The sequence below is a fragment of the Mesonia oceanica genome (assembly GCF_902499555.1).
GTDB lineage: Bacteria > Bacteroidota > Bacteroidia > Flavobacteriales > Flavobacteriaceae > Mesonia > Mesonia oceanica.
Genome location: NZ_CABVMM010000006.1, coordinates 195798 through 212960, shown reverse-complemented (window position 1 = coordinate 212960; position 17163 = coordinate 195798). Strand labels below are relative to the sequence as shown.

The following is a 17163-nucleotide window of genomic DNA, read 5'->3' as shown; positions in this document are numbered from 1 at the left end:
TTAAGAAAATGCTTATATGAAAAAAATAGTATTGATGTCCATCTTTTGGATATCTACTCTGGCTATCTATGCTCAAAAAAATATAATACCTATTGATGCCAGTGAGTTTAGAAATTCTAATGCTGTAATTAGAAATTATACCACAGAAATTGAGTTAAATGGAAATTCTTCAATGACTGTAAAGCAGTATAGTTTGATAACCGTTTTAAATTCAAAGGGAGATGACTTTGCATTTTGTTATGCTTATTATGATGATGATATTAGCTTAAAGAATGTAGAAGTACTAATTTATAATGCTAGTGGTGACTTAATAAAAAAGATAAAAGAAAAAGATTTTACAGATAGAAGTGCTGTAAGCGGTTCAACATTGTATTCAGATTCCAGAGCCAAGTATTTAGATTATAAACCAACAGGCTACCCTTATTCAATAGCCTTTACTAAAGAATATAAAACAGATAATACTGCATTTGTACCTAGCCATAGTTTTATACAAGATTATGATACGTATGTTCAAAGTTCTAGTTATCAATTGCTTTTTGATAAGAATGAAACAAAGCTAACGATAAAAGAGAAGAATTTTGAAAACTTTGAAGTGAAGAAAGAAGAAAATCCTTCAGGAGTTATTTACAGTATTACAGATGTTAAACCAATTCCAAGAGAAGATTTTCATTTACCATTAAGTGGAGTTGTTCCTCAAGTATTGGTGATGCCTCAAAATTTCAATCTTTCAGGTTATAAAGCACAGAATGTAACTAATTGGCAAGAATTAGGGAAATGGTTTAGTAATAAGGTACTAGCTGACCGAACAGAGTTACCTTCTTCAACTATTGAGAAAGTAAAACAGTTAACAAACGGAGTAGAAGATCCTTTAGAAAAAGCTAAAATTATTTATGATTATGTTCAAAATAACACGAGGTATATTAGTGTGCAAGTAGGTATTGGAGGTTATCAACCCATAGTAGCCAGCGAAGTTGATGAGATGAAGTATGGAGATTGTAAAGGACTTTCTAATTATACAAAAGCTTTGTTAGAAGCAGTTGGAGTAGAAGCCTATTATACGCACGTAGAATCTGGAAAAACAAAAATAGATTTTGAAGACGATTTTGCAAGTTTAGCACAAGGTAATCATGCCATTTTAGCGATTCCCTATCAAGATAGCTATCAATGGATAGATTGTACTAGCCAAACAATTCCATTTGGTTTTTTAGGTGATTTTACAGACGACAGGAAAGTTTTGGTCATAAAACCCGAGGGCGGAGAAATTATTAAAACCCCTGCTTATTTAAATGAAGATAATTATCAATTTACCCAAGCTTTAGTAAAATTTGCTAATACCGGTGAAGTAAATGTTGAAGGAAAAATAATTACTAAAGGCATTCAATATGACGATAGACAATATTTAGAGCATTATTCTCCAGATGATCTTAAGAAAAGGGATTTCGAATATTGGTCTTCCATAGATAATCTTCAAGTGAAAGAGCATAAAATGAAGAATGATAAAGCAGAAGTCCAATTTACAGAGACCTTTCAGTTGAAGGGGAATAATTTCGGAACCCCTTCAGGAGAGAGGCTATTCATTCCTATTAATCCAATTAGTGCTATTACTTACATACCAAAACGCTATAGAAATAGAAAAACGGCTTTTCAAATAGCTAGAGGCTATTGGGATGAAGATGAAATAGAAATTTTAATTCCAAAAGGATATAGTGTTGAAGCAAAACCTGATAATGTTGAAATAAATACAGAATTTGGAGCTTATAAAATGTCTATAGAAATAAAAGACCATAAAATTATTTACAAAAAAGATATTTTGATAAAAGAAGGTACCTATCCAAAAGAAAAATATTCTGAATATCGGGATTTTAGAGAGAATATAGCCAAATCAGAAGAAAAGAAAATTTCATTAATAGCGAAAGAATAAAACTATGAAGAGAAAAATATTATTCACTATTTTATTTATAAATACCTATTTAAGTTTCAATTTATACAGTCAAGATTATAAGCTTAGAGAAGTCTCTAAAGCTGAATTGCAAAAAAGCTATAGTGCTATAGATAGTACCGCCGGTGCAGAAATCCTATATTATGATAAAGAAGTGTATTATGATGTAAGTTATAATTCTGTAGTATTGGTTACTGAAATAAGAAAAAGGATAAAATTTTATAACAACCGTCCAGAAGATTTAAAATATGCCACCGAAAAAATATATCTATATATAGATGGAGATCGTGAAAGCGTCTCTAAAATAAAAGCATATACGTATAATTTAGTAGCGGGTGAAATAGAGGAAACAAAACTTGATAAAGGTCAGATTTTTGAAAAAGAACTTTCTAAAAGATATAAAAAAGTAAGTTTTACAATGCCCAAAGTAAAAAAGGGTTCAGTAGTAGATATTTATTATAAAGAACGATCTCCCTATTTTTTTAGAATAGACGAATTTAATTTTCAATTTGATATCCCTGCAAAAAAGATTACAGCGAAAATATTTACACCAGATGGTTTTGTCTTCAATAGAATTCCCAAAGGATATATATATCCAAAATTTGAAATGGAAACTAAAATAGATCAGCGAATGGGAATGAAAGCAAATATCTATAAATATGATATAGAAAATGTACCTCCTTTAAAAGATGAAAAGTACGTAGATAATATAGAGAATTATAGAGGAGGTGTTTTATTTGAATTAATGTCAACAAAAAATAGTTATGGTATTATGAAGCACTATTCTAAAAGTTGGGAGGATGTAGCGAGAACCATAGCTTTTAGTAATGACTATGAGAATGAAATTAAAAGAACAAATATTTTTGAAGACGATATAGACGCTTTAATAGCAAGTGCAGAAGAAGAACAATCTTTAGAATTAGCAAAAGATATATTTAATCACGCTAAGAAAAATCTAAAATGGAATGATGAAAAGTCTAAGTACTTTGATAAAGGTATTAGAAAAGCTTATAAAGAAAAATCTGGTAATTCAGCAGACATTAATCTTTCCTTAGTGGCAATGTTACGCTACGCTGGTTTTGATGCCAGTCCAGTTGTAATAAGTACACGAGATAATCTAAAACCTTTTTTTCCTACCGTAGATCGATTAAACTATGTAATAGGGCGCGTTGCCATTGATGGGGAAGAATATTTTTTAGATGCTACCGATAAATACAGTGAATTCAATGTTCTACCAATTAGGGATTATAATTGGAATGGAGTCATGGTAGATACACCTAATGAATTATGGAAACTAATCAATCTAAAAAAACCTGATGCCAGTAAATTAATAAACGTTGTAACTGCCACTATTACTGAAGATGGAAAAATAAATGGGAAAGTAAGAACCAAAAAAAGTAATCACTACTCTTATTTATTTAAAAAGAAATATTTTTCGCAATCTGAGGAAGATTACCTTAGAGATAAAGAAACTTCTTTAGATAACATCTTGATAAATGAATATGAAACTGAAAATCTTGAAGAAGAAGGGGCTGTTTCAGAAATATTCTCTTATGAATATGAAAAAGCAACAGAAAAAGTAGGAGATAAAATATTTTTAAAACCACTTATGTTTTTTATGGAGGACGAAAATCCATTTAAATTAGAAGAACGTAAATTTCCGGTAGATTTTGTATATCCCTTTACAGATAAATACATTATTAACTTTAAAATCCCTGAAAATTATGAGGTCACTTCAATTCCTGAATCTATAAAGTTAACCTTTGGTGAAAACTCAGGATTGTATCAATATATTATTTCTAATAACGGAAAGTTCATTAGATTAGCAGTAGATTTAGAAATGCATGATAGTATGATTATGCCTAATAACTATTTATTTCTAAAACAATTTTTTAATGAAATACTTAAAAAAGACAACGAACAAATTGTGCTAACTAAAGTAAAGTAAATGAACATTCAAGACGCTCAAAAAGCCGTAGATGATTGGATAAAAGAACACGGTGTACGCTATTTTAACGAACTTACCAATATGGCACAACTCACCGAAGAAGTAGGGGAAGTGGCCAGAATAATTGCACGTCGTTATGGTGAGCAAAGTGAAAAAGAAAGCGATAAGCAAAAAGATTTAGGCGAAGAATTAGCAGACGTAATATTTGTAGTACTTTGCTTAGCCAATCAAACCGGAATTGATCTGCAAGATGCGTTCGATAAAAAACTCGATTTAAAAACCAAGCGTGATCATGACCGGCATCACCAAAATGAAAAACTAAAGTAATGAGTTTTAAAGAAGTCATTTCCGTAAAAGGTTTTTGGAAGTCTGTATTCTATTTAGCGATAGCTTTTATAGTGATTTATAATTTAATTAATATAGGTTTTAGCTATGGCTTTAATTTTGATGCTTTTGCAGAAGAAAAGTTCGCTGGAACTGGGCTTGTAAGGTTTATAGTAGCTAATCTTATAAGTGGATTTATTTATGGATTTATTGTAGTTTTTCTACAATTTCGTGGCAAACTAAAACGAGAACAAAAGGAAAAATGAATATTCGATTATCCGCTAAATCAAAAAATATTGCCGGAAAATGGCAGGTGACCGGTTCTAAAAGTGAAACCAATCGCTTGTTGATTTTACAGGCTTTATTTCCGCAGATAGAAATTGAAAATAGTTCCAATAGTGACGATTCACAAGTATTGCAAAAAGCTTTGTCTTCTCAAGAAGGATTAATCGATATTCATCATGCCGGAACAGCGATGCGTTTTTTAACCGCTTACTTTTCAGTTCAAGAAGGTCAAAACACCATTTTAACCGGGAGTAAACGCATGCAAGAACGTCCCATCAAACTATTAGTAGATGCGTTGAGAAATTTGGGTGCAGAAATTAAATATCAACAGGAAGAAGGCTATCCTCCCTTAGAAATTACCGGAAAAAAACTTATCAAAGACAAGGTGCGTTTAGCTGCTAACGTGAGTAGTCAGTACATTTCTGCCCTCATGCTAATTGCACCGTCTTTAGAAAAAGGACTGGAAATTCAGCTTCAAGGAAAAATTACTTCCACCCCCTATATTTTAATGACACTTTCTTTGCTAAAAGAGTTAGGGATTAATGCTTCGTTGGAAGAAAATATCATCAAAATAGCACCTTTTCAGCTTCAACAGCAAAAGAAATTTGTAGTCGAATCAGATTGGAGTTCAGCTTCTTATTTTTATAGTTTAGTAGCGTTAAGTGATTCAGCAAAAATTGAAATTAGTAGTTATAAAAAAGAAAGTCTTCAAGGCGATTCATCGTTGGTGAAATTGTATGAAAGTTTAGGCGTAAAAACCACTTTTTTAGAAAATTCCATTCAGTTAGAAAAAGATAATTCGGTAGAATTACCAAAAATATATCGCGCCGATTTAACTTCATCTCCAGATTTAGCACAAACGATTGTAGTTAGCTGTTTAGGCTTGGGGATTGGTTGTGAACTCATCGGTTTACATACCTTAAAAATAAAAGAAACCGATCGGTTAGTCGCCCTTTACGATGAACTTACTAAATTTGGTGCTCATGTTGATATTACTAATGATAGCTTAAAACTGTATCCATGTGTTAGGCTTACAGAAAATGTATTAGTGGCTACCTATAACGATCACCGGATGGCGATGGCTTTTGCCCCTTTAGCCTTAAAAACCAACCTTCAAATAGAAGATGCAGGAGTGGTTTCAAAATCTTTTCCAGATTTTTGGGAAGCGATAGAAAATTTTCAAATTCAAGTAGAAAAAGTGTAGTAGGTGAGGGCTAAGCTTCACTCCTAAAAATCAATTTTTTAAATAATTGCTCATTTACTTGACAACCCCTATGTTGAGGTTGTATATTTGCCGTTCTAAAAATTTTAGTATGGGAATGAAATTATCTCAGTTCGATTTCGAACTGCCAAAAGAGCTTTTAGCCGAATATCCTTCAGAAGATCGTGATGAAGCGCGTTTAATGGTTGTTAACCGCAAAGAAGATACGATTGAACATAAAACATTTAAAGACCTTATTGACTATTTCGATGCAGAAGATGTGATGGTATTAAACAATACCAAAGTATTTCCTGCACGTCTTTATGGAAATAAAGAAAAAACCGGTGCCCGCATCGAGGTTTTCTTGTTACGGGAGTTAAACCCGGAAACCCGTCTTTGGGATGTATTGGTAGATCCTGCTAGAAAAATACGAATTGGAAATAAACTTTATTTTGGTGAAGACGAAAGTTTAGTGGCCGAAGTGATCGATAACACTACCTCTCGAGGGAGAACCTTGCGTTTTCTTTACGATGGTTCTTACGAAGAATTTAGAAATAAATTAAATGAATTAGGCGAAACTCCGCTTCCAAAATATATTAAGAGAGAAGTAGAGCCGGAAGATGCCGATCGCTACCAAACCATTTACGCTAAAAAAGAAGGAGCTGTGGCAGCACCAACTGCAGGACTTCACTTTTCTAAACATTTATTGAAACGTTTAGAAATAAAAGGAGTGGATTTTGCAGAAGTAACTTTGCATGTAGGTTTAGGGACCTTTAACCCTGTAGAAGTAGAAGATCTTTCTAAACATAAAATGGATAGTGAAGAAGCTGAAATAGCGTTAGAATCTACCGAAACTATTAATAAAGCAATCACTGATAGACGTAGAATATGTGCGGTGGGTACAACAGTGATGAGAGCTTTGGAAAGTTCAGTTTCTTCTAATGGCAATTTAAATGAATTTAGAGGGTGGACTAACAAGTTTATTTTCCCTCCTTACGATTTTAGTATAGCTAATTGTATGATTACTAATTTTCATACGCCAAAATCTACTTTGTTAATGATGGTTTCTGCTTTTGCAGGTCACGATTTAATGAAGCGTGCTTATGACGAAGCGATCAAAGAAAAATATAAGTTTTACTCTTATGGTGATGCCATGCTTATTATTTAAGTATTGTTTCTAAAATAAATTCAAGGCTACGCAAATTTGTGTAGCCTTTTTTGTAAATAAAGTTTTTGGGCGTTTCCCTACGGGTCGGACTTTCAGCAGTCGCTTTTTTATTTTGTGAAACCTTTCGACTTAAGTTTATCCTGAGCGATAGTCGAAAGGCTCAAGGTAACAAAATAAAAAGAGCTCCAACAAAGCTTCAATCCCTAACGCATCTATCATTAGAATAAAAGAATTCAACTCAGTTTAGTTTTATACCTTTGCATTGTGAAAGAAAAGAAAAAAGACATACGCGCATTAAGTAAAGAGCAACTCCGGGAGTTTTTTGTTTCCGTTGGCGAAAAATCCTTTCGGGGTACACAAGTTTACGAATGGTTGTGGAGCAAAGGAGCTCATAGTTTTGAAGATATGACCAATATCTCCAAACAAACCCGTCAAATGTTGGATGAAAACTTTGTGATTAATCATATTGAAGTTGACAAAATGCAACGCAGTAACGACGGCACCATAAAAAATGCAGTAAAATTACACGATGGTTTTACAGTAGAGTCTGTTTTAATACCTACTTTTTCTAGAACTACAGCTTGCGTTTCTTCGCAAGTAGGTTGCAGTTTAGACTGTAAGTTTTGTGCTACCGCAAAACTTAAGCGGATGCGTAACCTAAATCCTGATGAAATTTATGATCAGGTAGTTGCTATCGATAATGAAAGTAGGCTCTACAATAATATGCCGCTGTCTAATATCGTTTTTATGGGCATGGGAGAGCCTCTGATGAACTATAAAAATGTATTGAAGTCTATAGAGATGATTACTTCACCCGAAGGCTTAGGGATGTCGCCTAAGCGTATTACAGTTTCTACTTCAGGAGTTCCTAAAATGATTAAAAAACTGGCTGATGATGAAGTGAAATTTAATTTAGCAGTTTCCTTGCATTCTGCTATCGATGAAGTACGTACGCAAATTATGCCTTTTAATGCGACTTTTCCGCTGAAGGATTTAAGAGAATCACTAGAATATTGGTTTGCTAAAACCAAAAAAAGAGTGACCTACGAATATTTAATTTGGGATGGCATTAATGATACCCAAAAAGATATTCAAGCATTAGTGAATTTTTGTAAAGTAATTCCTTGTAAAGTCAATATCATTGAATATAATCCTATCGATGATGGGGATTTCCAACAGGCTGGGAGTCATGTGACCGATGCCTATCAACATGCGTTAGAGAAAAACGGAATTACCGCTACCGTAAGAAGATCCCGTGGGAGGGATATTGATGCCGCCTGTGGACAGCTAGCCAATAAGTCTCAAGATGATTAAAGATCATCATTCTAACCTGAGTTCGATATAAATAAGTTTAAAATTTTGGTTTTTAGATAATTAACCATTTAAAACTCCTGCGAGGTCTTTTTTCGACCTCGTAGGTATGATTTTTTAATTGTAAAAAACCTTGCAGAAATGCGCCGTTCAATAGAACTACTGATTTTTCTTACATCGAAGTCAGGTTTCTAGGCCTGAACCCGGAATCTTACTAATTAAAACAAAAAAGCCGATTCATTTTACGTGAATCGGCTTTAGTGTACTTCTTACATATTTTAACCGACCATTCGAGTGAAAATCTGTTAAGGTTGCGTATTGAGAATAGGGATTAAAGCAAAAAAAACTGAGTTCGATCTAAGGAAATTTCGGAGACTGAGTGAAATCTTTGCAAAAAATTCTGTATAGAAGTTTCCATTTTGGTAGCATTTCAATACAAATTTTCCTTGAAAATTCACTTATTCACTCAATGATTCTAAATGCCTGCCTGCCGGCAGGCAGGCCCATAAAAAACTTTTATATCGAACTTAGATTAAAATCAAGTTCTGGATACAAAATTTTGCTTCGTTGCACTTCACAAAATCACTCGAACAGACTAATTTTTATTTCTTAATTTGGTATATGGTTTATTTATTATACGGATAGAATAGATAGAAAACAAAAAAAGCCGATTCAAACGAATCGGCTTTCTAATTTATGATAGAAATCTAAACTTATTTCTTTACAAACTTAAAAGTTTTAGTTTTTCCTTCCACTTGAACTTGTGCTAAATAAACACCAGCTTGTAAGTTAGAAATTTCAATAGTAGCATTGGTGTTATTTACCTCTTGTGAAGCAACTTGACTACCTAAGATGCTATATAGCGTAACTTTGTTAAGTTGCTGTTCAGCGTTAATGTTTAACAACCCATTACTTACATAGTGCGTTAGACTTTCATTTTTAAAATCATCAACACTCATTTCACCTTCTGTAGTAAAAGACCAAGTAGAAGATCCAGTCGCAGGTATAAGTATTGATACTCCTTCATATTGGTTAACAGATTCTATTTTCCAGTAGTATGTTGTTGAGTACTCCATACCTGTAATAGTAACTTGTGTATTTTGAGTTGTTCCAAGTACATTAAGATTATCAGGACTATTTCCTAAATAAACTCTATAACCAGAAGCCCCTGTGCTAGGTGCTTCCCAAGAAAATTCAACACCAGTTGTTGGATTATTTTGAGAATCAGTTGTTTCAATTACCTCTACATTCACTGCATTATCAGCTGGTGTTGGAGTAGTTGCAACTCCTGGACTTTCAGGAGCTAACTCTTCAGTTACCTCAAAATCAAATCCAGTACCTTCCCATTGATCATCCCAAATAATGTAATAAGTAACACCTGCTTCTGCAAAAAATTCAGTTGTAGAAGTTAAATTATTTGCTGGGTCATTTTCACCAACATAGTTTACATCATCATTAGCTGCATAGCAAGTTAGTTCAGTATCACAAGTACCTGTGAAAATTGATAATCTTGTGTCTGCACCTGAATTGGTTTCTAAATCTGAACTAATTGTAACAATCATATTTTCATTTCCAGTGGTATAGACGAACCATTCAGCATTTTCCGCTATAATTGGATCACCAGTATTTGGATTGGTATAACAAGTAGAAGTCGCTGCTTCTCCATTGATAGCATCTACAGTATAAGTGTTACCAGCAGTAACTTCAACAGCATCAGTACAGCTGTCTTGTGCATTCATCGTGAAAGCAGCAAATAAAGCCGCAATTCCTAACGTAATTTTTTTCATAAAAAGGGTTTATTAAAGGGTTTAAAATTTTTTTTGATGCTGTAAATTTAAAAAGAAAACTAGTATTACCAAGTCTTTTAACAGTTTTTCTGGTGACAATATCGAATCGAAAACATAAAAAAGCCTAATAACTAATTTATTAGGCTTTTTTGTGTTAATAATTTAAAGTTATTATTTTTTAAAGAATTTAAAAGTTTTGGTTTGACCTTTAATTTCTACTTGCGCTAAGTATATACCAGAATTTAATGTATCTAATAATATGCTTTCTTTCGAATAAGATAATTTTTTACTGATTATTTTTTGCCCTAGTAGATTAAAAATTTCTAATTTATCCATAGGTGCTTGTGCACTTAGATATAAAATATTGTTTGAATTAAAAGAATAATTAAAATTCAATAAATGATTATCATTTATTGAAAGGGTTTGCGCTGTAACTTTAAAATCATCTGTTTGTAAAACAAATATATCACTACTTATATAATGAAGGGCTATATATATTTGTTGTCCATCATATTCTGATAAATCGTAAGAGTATTGAGTATAATCGTCTGCAGGAACAGAAACTACTCCTGATAAATCTACAGTAAAGTCAGATTCTTCTGTACCGCTCGTAGAAAGTAATAATTCAAACTTTTCTAGCCCGTATTGATCCGTTAATGATTTAGCCCAGAATGATATTTCAGATCCAGTTGCTCCTGATAAATCAATTTGTGGAGTTATAAAATAATCATCATTTGTGTCAGTACCAGTTTCAGTATCAGGTATACCCGACATAAAGTATAATCCTTTATTTCCTGTTCTAGTTTGCCAAACACTTTCAGTGCTTGAAGGCTCTGTTTGAGAGGCATTAAAAATTATTCCTGTTCCAACATAACCTGAATTTGTAAAGCTATAGGTTGATGACCCATAAGTAGCAAGACCATCGTTATCAATTTGCGTCCAGCCACCAATGTTTTCAATAGCAAAGTCATCATAATTTTCAAAACTGTCTTCCCAAACAGTTTGCTGTGCATTCATTGTAGAAGCAGCAAATAAAGCTGCTACTATTCTTAATGTAATTTTTCTCATAAATTATTATTTAATGATTAATATTTAGTTAAATGAAATTAACTATTTTCAAATAATTATCAAAATTTTTAGGATTAATAATTTTAAGTTCTTGAGTTTTTACAAAATTAATTATAAAAAAATTTTAATTAATTTTAAGTTAAATTATTGTAAATTATGTAAAGTTATATACTATTTTATTTAAGTTTATAATATAATTTTAATTAAAAATAATAATTATGAAAAAAATTACTCTTCTTTTCAGTGTGTTGTTGATGGGGCTTTATGGGATAGCCCAAAACAATCAATCTAATGGGCCTGTTTCCACCTCTATTTCTAGTCCTCCTTCTACTACGGGGGAAGCTTTTCGCTTTCGTCCCGGGATTGTGACGCAATTAGATCAAGGTGGTTTTGGTTTTACTGCTAATGATCGTTGGTGGTCGTTAGGCCGTTTAAATACCGGCTCTCAAACCGTGTTTGGTTTACGCTTGCAAAACGGTGATAAAGCCTTTACCTTAGGCTATAACGATGTAAGTAACAACAACCCTCGTATTCAATGGATAAGAAATGGATCAAGTAATTTAGAGTTCCGTGTTGCGAATAGTTTTACCTCTACTGATTCTAATGTTATGGTTACCATGAAAAGTGATGGATCTACGGTTTTTAATAATACCCCTATTTCTTCAAGTTCTTTATTCCCTACTATTTTAAGTCCAGAAAAAGTTCTTGTTGAAAATGGTTCATCTAGTTCTGCTGGTGGTAGAACTTCAGGTTTGAGAGTTAATACTTATGGACAGTTATCAAATTCTAATTTCAGACGACGTATTTATTATGGTGGTAATTTTCAGGCTCAAGCAGGAGGCTTAAGTCAGGTAGGGTCGACTGCTAATTTTACAGGTGTTTTAGGAAGAGCTACTGGTGGAGGTGCTACGGCTATTGGTGTAAGTGGGTTTGCCGAAAATTCAACCACTAGTTACTCTATTTATGGACAATCCTCAGGCACAAGTGCCTCTAACGATTACGCTGGTTTTTTTGAAGGGGATGTAGAAGTTACCGGTAATTTATTTTACGGTTCTGACCGCAAATTAAAAGAAAATATAGAATCGGAAGAGGATTATGAAGTCTTGGAGAGCATGAGAAAGTTAAATCCTGTACGTTATACCTTTAAAGAAAATAAAAATGTGACGCTTCCTTCCGGTTTACAACATGGGTTATTAGCACAAGAACTGGAAGAAGTTTTCCCAGAATTGGTGAGAGACATTAAAAAACCAGTTTTTGATAAAGAAGGGAATATTACCGGAGAGTATGAATTTAAATCGGTACGTTACCAAGATTTAATCCCGTTGCTGGTACAATCGGTTAAAGAACTTTCTGAAGAAGTAGAGTTTTTAAAAGGAGAGTTAAACCAAAAAGGGCAAACCCTAGTGTTTAACGAAACCAGCAGTTTAAGTACCGAAGATAAAGCCTTGCTGATGAAAGAATCTTACTATTTAGCACAAAACTACCCTAATCCTTTTGAGGGAAGATCGGTGATCGAATATCGTTTACCCGAAGGCGCAAAATCAGCTTCTATTATGATTTTTGATATGACCGGGAATTTCTTAAAGGAATATCAATTAAGGGAACAAGAAGGTAAAATTGAAATCACTGCCGATGAATTTGGAGCAGGAATGTACCTATATAGTTTAGTAAGTGGTAATCAAGAAATCATCAGTAAAAAGATGATTGTAAAATAAGTTAAGTTTTTTGATAATTCTTGAAGCCTGTAGTGTCATTTTGTACTACAGGTTTTTTTATGGAATTTTAATTTTTGCAAAAAGTAAGAAGCTCCTTCCCTGGTAAGGGAAGGTGACTTATGTAGCAAAGTGAAATAAGTCGGAAGGGTGGAGACTGAGTGAAATCTTTGCAAAAGATTTTGTATCGAAGTTTCCATTTTGGTAGCATTTCGGTATGAATTTTCCTTGAAAATTCATACCATGATCCAAAATGACTGCCTGCCGGCAGGCAGGCCAGTAAAGAAAATATATCGAGAATAGACTTGAAGAAACATTAAGTTCTCGCTATAATTCTGCTTCGTTCCACTTCACAAAATCACCCGAACTGAAGAATCATTCATTTATAAGCGCAATTTCAGTTTTCAATTTTAATAATATACCACTCGAAATACTATATTTGCAACCTAAGTGAAACCCATAGCGCAAATAAAAGCCCCTATTAATTTCGAAATGGAACTTTTTGAAAAAAAGTTCCGGCTTTCGATGTCTTCCAAAGTAGCCTTACTTAATAGGATTACCCATTATGTAGTGAACCGCAAAGGAAAACAAATGCGGCCTATGTTTGTGTTTTTGGTTTCTAAAATGGTTTCCGGAGGAGAAGTGAACGATCGTACGTATCGTGGTGCTTCGGTGATCGAATTAATTCATACCGCGACGCTGGTTCATGACGATGTAGTAGACGATTCTAATCGTCGGCGTGGTTTTTTCTCGATTAATGCCCTGTGGAAAAATAAGATTGCTGTACTTGTAGGCGATTACCTACTTTCTAAAGGACTTTTGCTTTCCATCGATAATAATGATTTTGATTTGCTGAAAATCATTTCCGTAGCGGTACGTGAAATGAGTGAAGGCGAATTGCTTCAAATAGAAAAAGCCCGGAAACTGGATATTACCGAAGAAATCTATTACGATATTATCCGTCAAAAAACCGCTACCTTAATTGCCGCATGTTGTAGTTTAGGGGCAGCTTCCGTAAAACCGGACTCAAAACATGTGGAACGCATGCGAAAGTTTGGAGAGTTAATAGGAATGGCCTTTCAGATAAAAGATGATTTATTTGATTATGGCGAAGAAAAAATAGGAAAACCTACGGGAATAGACATTAAGGAACAGAAAATGACCCTTCCTTTAATTTATACACTTAATCATGCTTCCGAAAAAGACCGAAGATGGCTGATTAATTCGGTGAAAAATCACAATAAAGATAGCAAACGGGTAAAAGAAGTGATTCAGTTTGTGAAAAATAGTGGTGGACTGGAATATGCGGTAGCAAAAATGAAGGAGTTTCAACAAGAAGCTTTTCATAAATTAAAATCTTATCCCGATTCTCCCTACAAACAATCTTTAGAATTAATGATGAATTACGTGATCGACCGTAAAAAATAAGTTTTGTCTGTTCGAGCTTGCATAGCCGGTAGGCAGGCAGAGTCGAGAACTTGTTTTAGAAAATGTTTTTTTAATCTTCCAATTCATTTCAAGCTAACTTTTATTATTTCAGAATTTCTTTCTGCTAATATTTTCTAAACGTGTTCATCATAAATTGTATCGTCACCCTGAACCCGACCGTTCGGCAGGCGGGCTTGATTTAGGGGCGCATCTTCAAGATTTTGTTTTCTATGTAGTAAGATAATTGCGGGTGTGGTCCAGAATAAAAAAAATATAATGATCCCTATGATGAATATTTTTTGGTTTTATAAATATCTGTTTATCAGTATTTAGTGAGATTATTTCAAAAAAATATTTTCTTCAGGCAACCATTTTTAGTTTACCTTCGTCTATGTAAATAGAAGCTCTAAACAAAACGGGTGAAAGTAATTCAATTACATAACAACGAAAAAAGACTTATTAAGAAAGCGCTTAAAAAAGATAGGAAGGCGCAGCAAAGTCTTTATGAAACCTATTCACCTAAAATGTTGAGTGTTTGTAGGATGTACGTAAAAGATCTTCATTTTGCAGAAGATGTGATGCTGAAAGGATTTTTTAAAGTTTTTAATAACCTTTCTAATTTTCGAAGTGAAGGGAGTTTTGAAGGCTGGATAAGAAAAATTATGGTCAGGGAAGCAATCGATTTTTTAAGGGTTCAGAAACAAATGAACTTTTCTGAAGAAATAGAAAAAGAAATAAATGCTTCTAGCTCGAATACTTTTCAGTCTAACGAAGAAGTAGATTTTCTTCAGCAAAAAATAGATGAATTGCCCGAAGGTTATAAAGCAGTTTTTATGCTTTACGCAGTAGAAGGTTATAAGCATCAGGAAATTGCAAAAATGTTGAATATTTCTGAAGGCACTTCTAAATCGCAACTTTCAAAAGCTAGAAAGTTGTTACAGGAAAAAGTGAAACCTACTTTAAAAAATGGTTATGCAGGAGAATAATTTTGATAAAAAAATAAGAGAACAATTAGAGCGAAGAGAAATCAATCCCTCTTTAAATTCTTGGGATAAATTGAATGCTCAATTGGATGACAAAGAAACCAAATCTACCAAAAAATACTGGTGGCTTGGGATTGCCGCAAGTTTTTTAGCCGGTATCTTATTAACCTCCTTGGTGTTTAATGATTCATATGTAAAAGTAACACCAAAAGTGGTTAACGGTAATTCTTCAGAAGAAATAAAGAAGGTAGAGCAACATGATTCAAGAGGATCAAATACCATTATGAAAGATGAAAAAATGGAAGTCGAGTCTACTCAATTAACAGAAACTAAAGTTCAGCTTAAAGATAATTCCAGTGCAACCCAAGAGGAAAAAGAAAAGGAAAACTTGATCGCTGAAAATGTAAAAGCTTCTCCAGTAAAAATTACTGAAAAGAAAGAAAACGAGTTCCAAATTAAAAAAGAAGTATTGGTTTCTGAAGAACTTCAGCTAACAGAAGACATAGAAAAAACAGTTCCATTGGAAGTAGAAGATAGGCAATTGGCAACTTTAGAAACTCAAGCCCTTGATGCCGAAGTAGAACAATTACTTGAAAGAGCACAAGAAAAAGCCAAACTAAGGAATTTTGAAAATCCTTACAATCTCGTCAATGCTGAAGATTTACTGGAGCATATTGAGGTAGAAGATAAACAAAGCTTTAAAGAAAAGGTCTGGTTGGCGCTCGAAAATGGCTTCCATCAGGTGAAATCTACTGTTATCGAATAAATCAATCAATTTAAATAATCATTCATCAATCCACAACGTTTCTTCCCTTCCGATAGGGAAGGGTAGGAGCGAAGTGCTTAACATTAAAAAATTATGAAAACAATTATCATTAGTGTAAGTTTATTTTTAGTGACAGTCATGGGCTATCAACTTCAAGCTCAGGTTATTCAAATAACGTCAAAAAATAATATTGAATTAAAAATTGAAGAACTTCAAAAACAAAAAAATAAGATTGAAAAATTAGAGAAAGACAAACTCCGGGAAGAAGTTGAAGCTATTAACGAACGTTTAGAAGATAATGAAATTACGGCCACAGAAGCAGCAGTTTTAAAAAGGGAAGCAGCTGAAAAGCGAGCCCTTAATATTCAAAATCAAATGAATATTATTGATGAAAACATCGCACTATTACAACGAAATGCCAAAGATGTGGAAGGTGAAGATGGAGAAGAAACACAAGAAATAGACGAGTATTATACTTCTTTAGAGTTTTTAAGGTATGATAAGAAAAATGATGTGAGAAAAGATTATGATTCTATACCCGATAGAACTCGTAGTGAAGTTTTAGTTGCTTTTGGACTGAATCACTCGTTAATAGATGATGTTTCCTTAAGTGATTCGCCTTATGAATTGGGAGGTAGCCGTTTTTTTGAAATAGGATATGGTTGGCAAACGATATTGAATAAAGCGGGTTCTATTAGATTTAATTATGGTTTCAGTGTGCAAATGAATGGAATAAAAGCCAAAGACAATAGGTATTTTGTAGAAGATGAAGATCAAACCATTTTAGAAGAGTATCCCTATCAATTAGATAAAGCTAAACTAAATGTTTATAACCTTGTTTTACCTGTTCATTTTGAATTTGGAAAAGCTACGACGCAATACAATTCAGAATCGGCTTATTATAATCTAGATCATTTTAAAGTTGGTTTAGGAGCTTATGCAGGTTTAAATTTAGGAGCGAAGCAAAAATTAAAGTATGAAGAGAACGGAGAAAATAAAAAAGAGAAAATAAAAGAAGATTACAATGTAGAAAAGTTTATCTACGGACTTAGTGGATATATTGGTTACGGCGATTGGATGCTATATGCAAAATACGATTTAAACACTTTGTTTAAAGACAATCCAGTAGAGCAACATAATGTTTCATTGGGAGTTAGAGTTTCTCTGTAAAATTGTTCCTTTTAATGAGTTTATTTTAAATGTTGAAAAGGATATGAGCTAATTCATATCCTTTTTTATTTTA

At 33.2% G+C, this 17163-nt stretch carries 14 protein-coding genes; 12 read left to right on the top strand and 2 right to left on the bottom strand.

The features are described from left to right. Positions 1 to 16: 16 nt before the first annotated feature. From FVB9532_RS09100 to rlmN, 7 genes are all read left to right on the top strand, one after another. Entirely contained in the window at positions 17 to 1921 is a 1905-nt protein-coding gene (locus FVB9532_RS09100) for a DUF3858 domain-containing protein (RefSeq protein WP_150544895.1), read from the top strand. Positions 1922 to 1925: 4 nt separating this feature from the next. Further along, positions 1926 to 3887 carry a DUF3858 domain-containing protein gene (locus tag FVB9532_RS09095; RefSeq protein ID WP_150544894.1) on the top strand — a complete coding sequence of 654 codons (1962 nt, stop codon included), beginning with the start codon at positions 1926 to 1928 and terminating at the stop codon, positions 3885 to 3887. Then, positions 3888 to 4214, top strand: a complete 327-nt coding sequence (locus tag FVB9532_RS09090) for a nucleotide pyrophosphohydrolase (RefSeq protein ID WP_150544893.1) — start codon at positions 3888 to 3890, stop codon at positions 4212 to 4214. It begins immediately after the preceding gene. Then, positions 4214 to 4477, top strand: a complete 264-nt coding sequence (locus tag FVB9532_RS09085; RefSeq protein WP_150544892.1) for a hypothetical protein — start codon at positions 4214 to 4216, stop codon at positions 4475 to 4477. Before FVB9532_RS09090 ends, FVB9532_RS09085 begins: the two co-directional genes overlap by 1 nt. Beyond that, positions 4474 to 5700: a 3-phosphoshikimate 1-carboxyvinyltransferase gene (locus FVB9532_RS09080; RefSeq protein WP_150544891.1), complete on the top strand. Its 1227-nt coding sequence runs from the start codon at positions 4474 to 4476 to the stop codon at positions 5698 to 5700. Before FVB9532_RS09085 ends, FVB9532_RS09080 begins: the two co-directional genes overlap by 4 nt. Before the next feature lie 115 nt (positions 5701 to 5815). Further along, positions 5816 to 6865: a tRNA preQ1(34) S-adenosylmethionine ribosyltransferase-isomerase QueA gene (gene queA / locus FVB9532_RS09075; RefSeq protein WP_150544890.1), complete on the top strand. Its 1050-nt coding sequence runs from the start codon at positions 5816 to 5818 to the stop codon at positions 6863 to 6865. A gap of 264 nt (positions 6866 to 7129) precedes the next feature. Continuing rightward, positions 7130 to 8179: a dual-specificity RNA methyltransferase RlmN gene (rlmN, locus tag FVB9532_RS09070; protein WP_150544889.1), complete on the top strand. Its 1050-nt coding sequence runs from the start codon at positions 7130 to 7132 to the stop codon at positions 8177 to 8179. Positions 8180 to 8889: 710 nt separating this feature from the next. Here rlmN and FVB9532_RS09065 read toward each other — a convergent pair. Together FVB9532_RS09065 and FVB9532_RS09060 are read right to left on the bottom strand one after the other, a co-directional pair. Then, positions 8890 to 9963, bottom strand: coding sequence for a T9SS type A sorting domain-containing protein (locus FVB9532_RS09065; RefSeq protein ID WP_150544888.1), 1074 nt, complete (start codon positions 9961 to 9963; stop codon positions 8890 to 8892). A 171-nt stretch (positions 9964 to 10134) separates the two neighbouring features. Continuing rightward, complete coding sequence (locus FVB9532_RS09060) at positions 10135 to 11031, bottom strand: T9SS-dependent choice-of-anchor J family protein (protein WP_150544887.1); 897 nt, start codon at positions 11029 to 11031, stop codon at positions 10135 to 10137. Between the two features lie 218 nt (positions 11032 to 11249). Here FVB9532_RS09060 and FVB9532_RS09055 point away from each other — a divergent pair, with 218 nt between their 5' ends. The 5 genes from FVB9532_RS09055 to FVB9532_RS09035 all read left to right on the top strand — a co-directional run bounded on the left by FVB9532_RS09055 (position 11250) and on the right by FVB9532_RS09035 (position 17090). Continuing rightward, the gene (locus tag FVB9532_RS09055; RefSeq protein WP_150544886.1) at positions 11250 to 12746 is read left to right on the top strand and encodes a tail fiber domain-containing protein; all 1497 of its coding nucleotides are present in this window, start codon (positions 11250 to 11252) and stop codon (positions 12744 to 12746) included. A 447-nt stretch (positions 12747 to 13193) separates the two neighbouring features. Continuing rightward, entirely contained in the window at positions 13194 to 14171 is a 978-nt protein-coding gene (locus FVB9532_RS09050; RefSeq protein WP_150544885.1) for a polyprenyl synthetase family protein, read from the top strand. A 419-nt stretch (positions 14172 to 14590) separates the two neighbouring features. After that, entirely contained in the window at positions 14591 to 15157 is a 567-nt protein-coding gene (locus FVB9532_RS09045; protein ID WP_150544884.1) for an RNA polymerase sigma factor, read from the top strand. Beyond that, positions 15144 to 15920, top strand: a complete 777-nt coding sequence (locus tag FVB9532_RS09040; protein WP_150544883.1) for a hypothetical protein — start codon at positions 15144 to 15146, stop codon at positions 15918 to 15920. The genes FVB9532_RS09045 and FVB9532_RS09040 overlap by 14 nt, the downstream gene beginning before the upstream one ends. Before the next feature lie 93 nt (positions 15921 to 16013). Next, positions 16014 to 17090: a hypothetical protein gene (locus FVB9532_RS09035; protein ID WP_150544882.1), complete on the top strand. Its 1077-nt coding sequence runs from the start codon at positions 16014 to 16016 to the stop codon at positions 17088 to 17090. The last annotated feature ends 73 nt before the right edge of the window (positions 17091 to 17163 follow it).